The organism is Paractinoplanes ferrugineus, from assembly GCF_016862195.1.
Taxonomy (GTDB): domain Bacteria; phylum Actinomycetota; class Actinomycetes; order Mycobacteriales; family Micromonosporaceae; genus Actinoplanes; species Actinoplanes ferrugineus.
The window spans coordinates 51,953-63,502 of sequence record NZ_BOMM01000054.1 but is presented as its reverse complement, the minus strand read 5'-3'; the positions used below and the strand labels follow the sequence as shown (position 1 = coordinate 63,502).

General features: G+C 73.2%; 9 protein-coding genes. 1 reads left to right on the top strand and 8 read right to left on the bottom strand.

Annotated features, from left to right (window positions below; all coding sequences use genetic code 11):
* Window positions 1-89: 89 nt before the first annotated feature.
* Window positions 90-1,817, top strand: coding sequence for a substrate-binding domain-containing protein (locus Afe05nite_RS30885; protein ID WP_203820775.1), 1,728 nt, complete (start codon window positions 90-92; stop codon window positions 1,815-1,817).
* Between the two features lie 695 nt (window positions 1,818-2,512).
* On the opposite strand, the gene Afe05nite_RS30880 is transcribed toward Afe05nite_RS30885, so the two are convergent.
* The 8 genes from Afe05nite_RS30880 to Afe05nite_RS30845 are packed head-to-tail and all read right to left on the bottom strand — an operon-like array spanning window position 2,513 to window position 11,543.
* Complete coding sequence (locus tag Afe05nite_RS30880; RefSeq protein WP_203820774.1) at window positions 2,513-3,922, bottom strand: aminotransferase class V-fold PLP-dependent enzyme; 1,410 nt, start codon at window positions 3,920-3,922, stop codon at window positions 2,513-2,515.
* Window positions 3,915-5,633, bottom strand: a complete 1,719-nt coding sequence (locus tag Afe05nite_RS30875; protein WP_239118311.1) for an ABC transporter ATP-binding protein — start codon at window positions 5,631-5,633, stop codon at window positions 3,915-3,917. The genes Afe05nite_RS30880 and Afe05nite_RS30875 overlap by 8 nt, the downstream gene beginning before the upstream one ends.
* 23 nt (window positions 5,634-5,656) lie before the next feature.
* Entirely contained in the window at window positions 5,657-7,186 is a 1,530-nt protein-coding gene (locus tag Afe05nite_RS30870) for a phytoene desaturase family protein (protein WP_203820773.1), read from the bottom strand.
* Window positions 7,187-7,196: 10 nt separating this feature from the next.
* Complete coding sequence (locus Afe05nite_RS30865; protein ID WP_438869180.1) at window positions 7,197-8,450, bottom strand: glycosyltransferase family 2 protein; 1,254 nt, start codon at window positions 8,448-8,450, stop codon at window positions 7,197-7,199.
* On the bottom strand, window positions 8,447-9,265 hold the full coding sequence (locus Afe05nite_RS30860; RefSeq protein ID WP_203820772.1) for a carotenoid biosynthesis protein: 819 nt from the start codon (window positions 9,263-9,265) through the stop codon (window positions 8,447-8,449). Before Afe05nite_RS30860 ends, Afe05nite_RS30865 begins: the two co-directional genes overlap by 4 nt.
* A gap of 7 nt (window positions 9,266-9,272) precedes the next feature.
* Window positions 9,273-9,851, bottom strand: coding sequence for a GNAT family N-acetyltransferase (locus tag Afe05nite_RS30855; RefSeq protein ID WP_203820771.1), 579 nt, complete (start codon window positions 9,849-9,851; stop codon window positions 9,273-9,275).
* Window positions 9,848-10,516: a monooxygenase gene (locus Afe05nite_RS30850; RefSeq protein WP_203820770.1), complete on the bottom strand. Its 669-nt coding sequence runs from the start codon at window positions 10,514-10,516 to the stop codon at window positions 9,848-9,850. The genes Afe05nite_RS30855 and Afe05nite_RS30850 overlap by 4 nt, the downstream gene beginning before the upstream one ends.
* 4 nt (window positions 10,517-10,520) lie before the next feature.
* The gene (locus Afe05nite_RS30845; protein WP_203820769.1) at window positions 10,521-11,543 is read right to left on the bottom strand and encodes an aldo/keto reductase; all 1,023 of its coding nucleotides are present in this window, start codon (window positions 11,541-11,543) and stop codon (window positions 10,521-10,523) included.
* Between the last annotated feature and the right edge of the window lie 7 nt (window positions 11,544-11,550).

The following is an 11,550-nucleotide window of genomic DNA, read 5'->3' as shown; positions in this document are numbered from 1 at the left end:
TTTCCCTGTTGCCAGGAGTGCGTTCGCCGCTACTATTCGGCCCGCGTTCGGAAATCGACCCCACATAACCGATCTTGGGAGGCGGTGTCATGTCCGATCCACTGTGGCGTGATTCGCCGCACCATGATCTTTCGGTCGCTCCCGGCCATGACCACGAGGACATCGGGCCGCCCGCCAGTTTCGCGACCCGGGTGCTGCTCGCCGCCGCCGTCGTGCTCGCGCTCGTGGTGGGCGCCGGCACCACCTGGTGGCTGTTCGCGCAGAACTCCACCGGCCCCACCACCGCCACCGAGGCCGCCGTCACCGAGCCGTGCTCCGAGACGCTGCTGCGCGTCGTCGCCGCCCCGGAGATCGCGCCGGTCGTGCGGGAGGCGGCCCGGGGCCTGAGCCCCGGCGGCGGCTGCGGGCCGATCTCGGTGACCGCGCAGGAACCGGCCGTCACGGCGAGCTCGCCCCAGCAGCCCGACGTGTGGATCCCGTCCAGCAGTGTGTGGTTGCGGATCGCTCTCGTCGGCAGCGTCAACGCGTACCGGGTGGACGGTCCGCCGATCGCCCGCAGCCCCGTCGTCCTGGCCGCGCCGGCGGCGGTGGCCTCGAAATACGCCAACGGTGACCGGACCACCTGGCTGCGGCTGATGACCGGGGTCGCGGGCCACGAGATCCCGGCCGTCACCATGCCCGACCCGCTGCACTCCAGCGTCGGCATGCTCGCCGTCTACGCCGTCCAGTCGGCCATGGCGCGCAGCACGCCCGACTCCGGCATCGCCCAGCTGCGCGCGCTGACCCTGCGCAGCCGGCTCAAGGACGCCTCGGCCGACCCGGCCGAGCTGCTGCGCCGGGTCGCCGGGCAGACCGACGCCGGCGCCGTGGCCGAGGACGTCGGCGTCTTCCCGATCACCGAACAGCAGCTCACCATGTACCAGCGGGGCGGCAACGCGGTTCCGCTCAAGGGCTCCTACCCGTCCGACGGGCTGATCGAGGCCGACTACCCGTTCGCGGTGTCGACCTCCACGAAGCACCCGGACCTGGCCGAGCGGCTGCGCGCGGCGATCACCATGCCGGCCGTCACCGACGCCGGCTTCCGGAGCTACTCGATGCCCCAGGCGCTCGAGGTGCCGCCCGCCTCGGAGAAGCTGCTCGACCCGGCGCTGCAGTGGGCGCAGTACCGCGCGTTCGCGTTCCAGGTGCTGCTGCTGATCGACTCGTCCGGCTCGATGAACAAGCCGGCCACCGACAAGACCGGCAAGGCGACCACCAAGGCCGGGCTGCTGCGCCGGTCCGGGCTGGCCGCCGCCCAACTGTTCGGCGACGAGACCAGCATCGGCATGTGGACGTTCAACACGCCCACCCCGGCGAGCCCGCCGCACGCCGAGGTCGTGCCGTTCGGGCCGATCACCGGCACCCTGGGCGCCGCCACCCGGCGCGACGCGCTGGCCCGCGCCATCACCGGCTACACCGCCCCCGACCAGGCCGGCACCCCCCTCTTCCAGACCGTCCTGGACGCCCGCGCCACCATGAGACCGCGCGTCCGGCCCCAGACCATCACCATGATCATCCTGCTCAGCGACGGCGCCGACGCCGAATCGAAGTACGCGATGCCGAAGAAGACTTTCCTCACCCGCCTCGCCAAGGAAAGCGACCCCAACCGCGCCGTCCCCGTCATCGGCGTCGGCTTCGGCCCCGACGCCGACATGGCCACCCTCAACGACATCGCCAAGGCCACCGGCGGCAAAGCGATCGCCGCCAAGGACCCGGCCGACCTGGCCTCCGCCATGGCCAAGGCCTTCCTGGCCGCCCACTCACCCCCACCTTCGTAGCGCGCACAGCCCCGCCCCCGCGCCCGCCGGCCCGCCGCCCCGCCGGCCCGCCGCCCCTGCCCTCCGCCGCCCCGCCGGCCCGCCCCGCGCCCGCCGCCCGGCCCGCGGCTGTGCGCGGTGCCGCGGTGCGGCTGTGCGTGGTGCGGCTGTGCGCGGTGCGGGCACGATGTGGGAACGCCGGTCCACCTCATGGACGCTCGGCTTTCTGCTGAGCTCCGGCCTTGGCGTCCATGGTCGATCGACTCCTCGTTGCGCGGGGTCCGGTGTCGGTGCCCCTGGAGGCCCCTTCTTCGAGGAAGGTGCGCTGGTGCCGGCCTTCGGGCGGCGGCGAGAAGGCAGTCGAGTGGCTGGAGCATGTGGACAATGCGGTTATTTCGGGCAAAGTCGCGACTTGGCTCGGGATGGCTCGGCGCTTGGGTGGGGGAGCGGTCGGCATGCGGGACGGCAGTCCACCTCTTGGAGGTGAGGTCCGCTTGGTGGGAGGCGGACCGTAATCGCGGCCCGTCGTCGCGAGGGAGGCGGGTCCGGCACCCTTCGGGCTCCTTCTTCCTCCGGCGTCGGAGTGCTTCGGAGGCCCCTTTTCAGGGAAGTTGCGCTGATTGTGCGGCGCTGAGTGCCGGCCAGAAGGCGGCCGAGCGGCTTGATGTCGGATGCGGCGTTCGGGGGCGGGAAGGAGCGGCGCGGGTTGTCTGCTGTCAGCAGCGCAGTCGGGGGGAGAGGGCGGTCGTCTCCGGGGCGCGGTCGCGGTAGGTGGTGGCCAGGAAGTCGAGCAGGCGTTCGACGTCGCTGAAGGTGGAGACGACACCGAAGGAGACGCGGATCGCGCCGCCGGTGGGCAGGCCGATGGCGTCGAGGTATGCGTCGATCGTGCGGAGGCCCCAGCGGGTGGAGCCGCGTAGCTGGGGGCGGCCGATGTCGAAGGCGCCCTCGCCCGCGCCGGGATTGCAGAAGCAACCGGTGCGCAGGGACAGGCCGGCGGCGGCCGCTTCGGTGGCGACCAGGCGTTCGTCGACGAGGCGGCCGTCCGGGTCGAGCAGGTTGAAGGCGACCGTACCGCCGCGGTCTCGAAGATCCCGGGGGCCGTAGACGTGGCACATCGGGCGGCCGTTGCTGTGCCGGAGGGCGGCCAGGCGGTCCAGCAACCAGCCGGTCAGCGCGCGTACCCGAGCCCGGATCAGGGCCGGGCCGATGCCGGTCAGCCAGGACAGGCCGAACTCGACGTCCGGGATGTGCAGGAAGTTGAGGGTGCCGTCCTCGAACGCGGTCTCGTCGGGGGCGAGCCGGTGCCATTCGGTGCCGACGCTGGCCGCGGCGATCGTGCCGCCGGCGAACCACGGCCGCCGCAGCTTGCGCAGGGCGTCCTTGCGGGCGACCAGGCTGCCGACGCCGGTGGGGTAGCCGAGGACCTTGTACCAGCTGATCGGGACGAAGTCGGGTTTGACGGACCGCAGGTCGAGCGGGTTGGCGGGGAGGAAGGCGGCCACATCGAGGAGTACGTCGTAACCGGCGTCCCGGGCTCTGCCGACCCAGTCGAGCGGATGCTGGACGCCGGTGAAGTTGCTCTGGGCCGGGAACGCGAACAGTCCCGACCGGCGCAGGCCACGGTCGACGGCGTCCTCGGTGATCCGCAGGTCGGGCAGGGTCAGCGGGAGGTAGCGGCGCCGGCTGCCCCCGCGCCGGGCGAACTCGCGGATGCCGTTCACCGAGTTGTGATTGTCGTACGTCATCACCAGCTCGCGACCCCGGCGGAACGGGTAGGCCTCGCCGACCAGCCGGCACGCGCCCGACGCGTTGGCCGTGAAGATCACCGCGTACTCGTCGGGGTCGGCGTTGAGGAACCGCAGGACCGCCTGCCGGGCCGAGTCGACCAGCTCGGTCGAGGCCGCCGACGACGGGTTGGCCGAGTGCGGGTTGCCGAACGCCCGCGACTCCAGGCGCTCCTGATGGGCCCGGAGCTGGGCTTTCGCGTACACCCCGGCGCCGGTGTAATCCAGGTAGACCTCGCCGTGGCGGTCGAGGTGGGCGTACTCGCGGGCGCGCAGCTCGTCGAGCCGCCCGGTGTGGCGGTAGGCCGGGTAGCGCTCGAGGAACTCCGCCTCAGCCACGGCGGCGCCCGCAGCGTACGCGCAGCACCAGGACCGTAGCGGCCAGGAAGAGCAGGGTGATGCCGCCGAGGATCAGCCAGTTCTGCCAGGGTTCGCGGGCGAAGCTGGCGCCGTAGGAGGCCAGCAGCGGCGGGCCCAGTTCGCCGCGACGCCAGAGCTCCGGCAGGCCCGCCTGGTGGCCGAGCGCCTCGAACGACCAGCGGTTCGACATCGTGTAGCTGACCGCGCGGCCGACCGGGGCCATCGCCGGGACCGGGAGGATCGCGCCGACGAACAGCACCTGCGGGAAGCACAGCATCGGCAGGAGCAGGGTGGCCTGGGCGACGTCGGAGACGCTCGCCGAGCAGAGCAGGCCCAGCGCCAGCGCGCAGGCCGAGGCGAGCAGGGCGGTCAGGTAGAGCCCGGCGGTCATCGTGGGCAGCCGGTCCAGGGCCCGGAGCACGGCCAGGAGCAGCAGGTCGACCAGCGCCAGCGGGGGCAGCAGCAGGGCGACCTTGGCCGCCAGGTAGGGGCCCGGGCGCAGGCCGGCGAAGACCTCCCGGCGCACGATCGGCAGTTCGGCGCAGATCTGCAGCAGGCCGTAGGTGAGCCCGAAGAAGAACACGCCGAACGCGACCCAGAAAAGGATCATGACGGTGGTGGGCGGATCGGGCCGGGCCGGGTCGAACGCGCCGGCCCGGAACAGCATGAGGAACATCGCCAGGATCACCAGCGGTGAGCCGATCAGGATCGCGAGGGTGAGCTTGTCGGCCCCCAGGATGTCGAAGTTGCGCCTGGTCAGCAGAACGGCCTGGGCAACCCGGCCCGGCCGCGCCGACCCCACCGTGGGTGCGGCCGGCGCCCCGGCCGGCGGCGCAACGGCCGGCCCGGCCGGCGGCTCAGCCGGTGGTGGGGCCGGCTCGCTGGGCGTGGTGGGCTGGACGGGTGAGAAGTCCGATGTGGATCTGCGCCAAGCGGGCGCGTCGTCCAGCCGGCCGTAGACGCCGGCGACGTCGTCGGCGCCGAAGTGGGCCGGGGCGTGCGCCGGCGGGCCGGCGAACACCAGGCGACCGCCCGGTGCCAGCACCACCAGGGTGTCGCAGCGGTCGACGTCGGCCGGGTTGTGCGTGGTCAGGACGACCGGGACGCCGTCGGTGGCGCGGCCGCGCAGGAACGTCAGCAGTTCAGCGGCGGTGGCCGGGTCGAGGCCGGACGTGGGCTCGTCGAGGAACAGGGCGCGCGGCCGGGCGAGGAGTTCGACCGCGATGCTCGCCCGTTTCCGTTCGCCGCCGCTCAGACTTGCCACCCGGGTGCCGGCCCGCCCGGTCAGACCCAGCACGCCGAGCACCTCGGTCACCCGCGCCGCCACCTCGGCCGGGGAGGTGCCGGCCGGCAGGCGCAGCCGGGCCGCGTACCGCAGGGTGCGCTCCAGCGGGAGCTGCTGGTGGATGATGTCGTCCTGCGGCACGTAGCCGATCGCCGGGTCGGGCGCCGGCCGCCCGCCGTGCCGGACCGATCCGGTCGACGGCCGGCGCACCCCGGCGAGGGTCTCCAGCAGGGTGGTCTTGCCCGCCCCGCTGGCCCCGATGATCGCCACCAGCTGACCGGGCCGCACGTCCAGGGTCACGTCGTCGAGCAGGCGCCGGCCGCCCCGGGCCACCCGGCCGAGGGCGACGGCCTCGATCGGCAGGCCAGGGCGGAGAACGGCGCGCGGATCGTCCACAATCGGCACAGCCGCCACCGTACCCGCCGTACTCAACGCCTTGGATGTCTGCCGATCTGATCGGCCGCGATCTTCGCCGACAGGGTGACCATCGGCAGCCCACCGCCCGGATGCACCGACCCGCCGACCAGGAACAGATCCCGGACCGGCCCCCGGTTGGGCGGCCGCATCAGCCCGCCGGCCGTGCCGTAGATCGCCCCACCGGGCGCCGCCGCCGCGTCGGCCAGGTCGGCGGGCGTGCGGGTCTCCGCGAAGATCACCCGATCCCGGACGTCGACCCCACGCCGGGCGAGAACCTCGAGGACATGCTTGCCGTACGCGTCGGCCAGCCCCGGCCGCCGCCAGTCGACAGCCGACCAGGCGGTGCCGTGCCGAGGCGCGTTGACGAGGACGAACCACGCCTCGGTGCCGGGCGGATGCACCGTGGCGTCCTCGGCCCGGGTGACGAAGACGGTCGGATCGTCGGGCAGGGCGGCCCGTTTCGCGGCCGAGCCGAAGATCGCGCCGAACTCGGCCTCGTAGTAGTCGGGGAAGAAGACGTTGTGGTGGGCGAGTTCCGGCGTCTCGCCCCGCACCGCCAGCAACATGACGAACCCGGCGAGGCTGCGATCGGTGAGCCGCCCCAGCCGGGACGGGGTGGGAAGCAGATCGCGGTAGAGCGTCAGCGCATCCACGTTGGACACCACGATATCCGCATTTATCCGGTCGAAAGGCAGGCCGGGGCGCGGTGCCGAGCCGGGGTCGGGGTCGGGGCCGGGCGGCACGCGGGGGCCGGGCGGCACGCGGGGGCCGGGCGTGACGCGGATGCCGGTGGCCCGGCCGGCGGAGGTTTCGACGGCTGTCACCTCGGAGCCGGTGAAGATCCGGACGCCCAGTTCGGCGCACCGGTCCGCCATCGCGGTGCCGATCGTGCCGAGGCCGCCGGGCAGGTACCAGCCGCCGAAATGCAGTTCGGCGTAGGGGATGGCGGCCAGCGCGGCGGGGGCGCGGCGCGGGTCGGCGCCGGTGTAGGTGGCGTAGCGGTCCAGCAGCATGCGCATCCGGGGGTCGCGCAGGTAGTGCAGGCTCAGGTCGCGCAGGGTCCGGCCGGGGGCGATGGCCCGCAGGTCGTCGACCCGCCACGAGAGGGCGGCCAGCGAGCCCGGGGTGACCGGGCGCCGCAGCACCGAACGCCAGGAGGCGCGCCAGATCCGTTCGGCCCGGTGCCAGAAGCGGTTCCAGTCGGCGGCGGAACCGGCCCCCAGGGCATCGGCGATCCGGTCGAGGAAGGTCTCGTGGTCGGCCGACGAGTCGAGCACCGTGCCGTCCGCGAAGAAGTGCCGGACCACCGGGTCGAGGGGCCGCGGGTCGGGCAGCCGCAGGCCGAGATCCTCGAAGACCTGCGGCAGGGTGAGCAGGCTCGGCCCGGTGTCGAAGCGGAAGCCGTCGCGTTCGTGGACGGCCAGCTTGCCGCCGACGGCCGGGCCCCGCTCGTGCACCTCGACGTCGTGCCCGGCGGCGGCCAGCCGGATGGCGGCGGCGAGCCCGCCGACCCCGGCTCCGATGACGACGACCCGGCTCATGCCTGTCTCCTCATAGTCGACGGCCCCGCCAGAACAGGCGGCCCCGGTGGCGCAGGCGGAAGGAGCGGGCGATCAGCCAGGCGAACACGACGATCGCGATCGGGTGGGCCAGGGCCGACGGCCAGGGCTTCGTGCCGGTGGCGGCCGCGGCCACGACCCGGCCCAGCACGCCCAGCAGGTAGGCGCACAACGCAAGGAGCGCTCCGACGTGCGCGCCGGTCACGGCCAAGCCCAGCGCGGCCGCGGGCGGGAGCGCGTACAGCAGAAGGAGAAGGACCACGACGAAGCCGGCGGCGACCGGGGAGCCGAAGCTCGCCCACAGCGATTTGGTGTAGCCGTTCGTCAGATCGTGCCAGGAGTCGTACATCCGGCAGGTCGCCGCGGGCGACCCGTCGGCCAGCGCGATCCGGCCGCCGGAGCGCTTGACCGCGCGGGCCAGCTCGATGTCCTCGAGGATCTCGGTGCGCACCCCGGCATGCCCGCCCGACCTGCGGTAACCCTCCGCGTCGACGATCAGCCACTGGCCGCCGGCGGCGGCCAGCGACGGGCGCGGGGAGCGCTCCATCGCGCGCAGCGGCAAGAACGTCAGCCAGGACCATTGCAGGAGCGGTTGGACGAGGGCCCCGGCGCCGACAATTCCCGGGTACGGCGAGAGCAGCGTCACGCCGATCCGCCGCAGGAGTGTCGCGGCGCGGGCCAGCGCATCCGGTTCGAGGACGACATCGGCGTCCACGAAGGACAAGATGTCCGCGTTTCCCGCCGCTTGGGCGAGTTGATGACAGGCGTAGGGCTTGCCGAGCCAGCCGGGCGGCAGGTCCGCCCCGGTGATCAGCCGGACCCGGTCGCCGGCGATCTCCCGCACCACCTCGGCGGTCCCGTCGGTGGAGCCGTCGTCGAGGACGTGGATCGTGAGGTCGGCGACGCCCCGCTGGGCCAGCAGGGCCTCGAGGCAGGGCCGCACCCGGTCCGCCTCGTTGCGCAGCGGAAGAAGCACCGCGATCCGCTCGGTGACGAGCGAGCCGGACCGGTCGGCCCCGCCGGACTGTTCGCCCCGGCCGGACTGTTCGCCCCAGCCGGACTGTTCGCTTACGCCGGACCGTTCGCCGGCGCCGGGCGGCGGCACATCGCCGGGCGATTCATCCACCATATCGTATATGTCGGGTTCAGTGGATTTGGGGAGGCGGCGCAGGAGGGTCGCGTTGACGGCGGTGTGGGCGGTGAGGGCCAGCCAGGGGAGCAGGATCAGCCAGGAGGGCGAGATCATCGGCCGGCCTCGGGCGGACCGGCCGCGCTCGGCGCGGTGCCGCCACGGCCGGGGGTGCTGGGCTGGGCGGTGCGGGTGCGGGATCTGAGCAGGTGGATGGCTACCGGGAGGACGGCCAGGCCCATCGTGGCGCCACCCCAGGCGGCGGACGCGGGGAGGTGCAGGAAGACGGCGTGGGCGAGCACCGAGGAGGCGTACGTCCAGAACCAGAGGGCGAGGATCGGCGCGTCCCCCTTGGCGGGGGTCTTGACGCGGGTGGCCAGGGCCAGCATCAGCAGCAGGGCGAAGCCCAGCCAGCCCAGGTAGTTGCCGATCGGGATGCCGGGCACGCCGGGTAGGGCGGGGGTGGGGGAGTGCCACCGCCAGTAACCCTCGGCGACCATCTGCGGGTCGAGGAAGAGGTCCCACGCGGCCAGGCCCAGGGCGGCCAGGGCGATCCGGGCGGCCGGGCGCCCGGTCGCCCGGGTCGCGGCGATCCAGGCCGGCCACGCCATCCAGGTCCAGGCCAGCGGGATGATCAGGGGGACGTCGAGGAGCTTCGGGCCGAGTTCGCCGGAATAGTCGTAGGTGCCGAAGGGGAAGCCGGTCGCGACGCCGATCGCCTCCACCGCGAAACCACCCACCGTGGCCGTGGCGATCAGCGCGCCGGCGCCCCGCGGGCCGCGGGTCAGGGCGGCGTGCGTGACCGACATGGCATAGCCGAGCACGACGGTGGCCACGGTCAGGGCGGCCCGGGTGTCGCCGGTGGTCAGCGGGTAGCAGATCTGGGCCAGCACCAGGACGGCCAGCAGCGCCCAGGGCAGGCGGGTGCGCATGAGATCGTCAGATGCCGACTATGCCGGGTGCGTTCTCGGCGGGGCGTTCCACCAGGGGCAACGCGCGGCCCAGGATGGCGAACGCGCGCTCGTCGCCGGGGAACAGGAAGTGGCGGAGCACGTCGACGAAGCCGAAACGGCGGTACAGCCGCCAGGCCCGGGACTTCTGCTCGTCGGCCTCGGGGGTGCTCAGCAGCACCGTCCGGCCGTCGGCCATGGCGAGCAGCGCGCGCAGCTGGCGGGCGCCGACCCCGTGGCCCTGGGCCACCGGGCGGACGTGCAGCTCGACCACCTCGAAGCAGTCGGCCAGCCACTGTTCGCGGGACGGTTCGTCGAGGGCCGAGCGGACCTGGTCGTGCCACCACTGACCGGGACCGGAGGTGTAGCCGTACCCGAAGCCGGCGAGCCGGCCGTCGGTGGTGAGGGTGGCGACGGCGCGGAAGCCGGGGCGGCGGACGTGGGCGCCGATGTAGCCGCGCCGGGTCTGCAGCAGCTCCTGGCGGTAGCCCATCGCCTCGCCGTAGACCGTGACCACGTCGTCCAGCCGGCGGAGCAGGTCGTCCGGCTGCCACGCAACGAGCCTCATACCTCGATCTGCCCCTCTTCCAGCCACCCCAGCACGGCCCGGTCACCGCTGATGCGGTCCACCGCGAACCGGGCGAACAACTCCTCGGCGTACCAGCGGGCGGCCGGGGTCTGTGCGATCACCGCACGATGCTCCGGCTGACGGTACGCGAAGCCGGTCAGCTCCGCCGCATCACGCCACACGCTGACCGTGCCCTGCCAGCCGAGGGGCGCCTCGCCGATGCCGAAACGGGCGAGAAGTCCGGGTGCGGCGGCGAGTTCCCGGGCCACCGGGGGGATCGCCCGCCAGAACGTCAGCGCCTTCGCGGGGCGCAGCCGGGCGCGGGTGAGGGCCAGCACCATGCCGTCGGACCGGGCCGGGGCCGGCGCACCGAACGGGGTCCTGCCGGACCACGTCCCGCGGCTGGCGAGCGGGGTCAGGGCGATCGTCGCCTTGGCCACGGCGATGCTGTCCCAGGCCGGGAACTCGACCGGGCCGGAACTCACGACCAATGCCGCGTACCGGGTCAGATCGGCATCCGACGGGCCGAAGCCCACCCCCGTACCCGTACCCAGGAACTTCGCGAACTCGACCCCGTCGCGCTTGCGCCGGGCGAAGGCCATGCGCAGCATGGCCGCGCCGATCCTCCGCCTCGGCACCCGCCAGACGTGCAGTGTCACCGGCATCGCCCTATTCTTTACCGACCAGTCCCTTGCCGAAGACCCAGGGCGCGATCCCGTTCACGAAGTCGTGCGGGAAGCCCAGCTTGAAGTCGGTGGCGCCGGCCAGCGCGTCGACCTGCGCGGCGGTGAGCGTCACGTCGAGCGCGCCGAGATTGTCGCGGAGCTGGGTGAGCGAGCGCGCGCCGACGATCGGCACGATCGCCGGTGAGCGGGCGGCCGTCCAGGCGATCGCGACCTGCGACGGGGTGGCGCCGATCTCGTCGGCGACCCGCTGCACCGCGGCGGCCGCCGCGAGCTGGCGCTCGTCGAGCGACGCCGGGTCGAGCCGGGTCGGCGACCCGGCCGGCGCGGCGGTGTGTTCAGCGGCGGTGTACTTACCGGAGAGGATGCCGCCGGCGAGCGGGCTCCACGCGGTCACGGCCAGGCCGAGGGACTCGGCCATCGGGAGCAACTCGCGCTCGATGTCGCGATCGATCACGTTGTACGGCATCTGCAGAGCCGTGAACGGCGACCAGCCCCGCAGTTCGGCGAGGGTCTGGCCGCGAGCGATCACCCAGGCCGGCGCGTCGGAGATCCCTACATAAAGGACCTTTCCGGCGCGTACGGCGTCGTCGAGCGCCCGCATCGTCTCCTCGATGGGCGTGTGCTTGTCCCAGACGTGCACCCAGTAGATGTCGAGGTAGTCGGTGCGCAACCGGCGCAGGCTGGTCTCGAGGGAGGCCCGCAGGTTCTTGCGGGCGTTGCCGCCGGCGTTCGCGTCCTGCGGATCACGGGTCGCGGTGTACTTGCTGGACAGCACGAACGACTCGCGCCGGCCGGCCAGCAACTCGCCGAGGATCTGCTCGCTCTGCCCGTCGCGGTAGTTGATCGCGGTGTCCACGGTGTTGCCACCGGCCTGTGCGTACGCGTCCAGGATGCGCCGGCACTCCTCGATCGGGGCACCGACCCCGCCGTGCTCGCCGAAGGTCATCGCCCCGAGGATCAATTCCGACACGCGTAGCCCGCTCGGGCCGAGAGTCCGATATCTCATCGCCCTC

Bases quoted from the DNA above. Each gene is read 5' to 3' on its own strand.
- Afe05nite_RS30885 (WP_203820775.1), top strand. From the start codon at position 90: ATGTCCGATCCACTGTGGCGTGATTCGCCGCACCATGATCTTTCGGTC.
- Afe05nite_RS30870 (WP_203820773.1), bottom strand. From the start codon at position 7,186: ATGAGCCGGGTCGTCGTCATCGGAGCCGGGGTCGGCGGGCTCGCCGCC.
- Afe05nite_RS30865 (WP_438869180.1), bottom strand. From the start codon at position 8,450: ATGATCTCGCCCTCCTGGCTGATCCTGCTCCCCTGGCTGGCCCTCACC.
- Afe05nite_RS30860 (WP_203820772.1), bottom strand. From the start codon at position 9,265: ATGCGCACCCGCCTGCCCTGGGCGCTGCTGGCCGTCCTGGTGCTGGCC.
- Afe05nite_RS30855 (WP_203820771.1), bottom strand. From the start codon at position 9,851: ATGAGGCTCGTTGCGTGGCAGCCGGACGACCTGCTCCGCCGGCTGGAC.
- Afe05nite_RS30850 (WP_203820770.1), bottom strand. From the start codon at position 10,516: ATGCCGGTGACACTGCACGTCTGGCGGGTGCCGAGGCGGAGGATCGGC.
- Afe05nite_RS30845 (WP_203820769.1), bottom strand. From the start codon at position 11,543: ATGAGATATCGGACTCTCGGCCCGAGCGGGCTACGCGTGTCGGAATTG.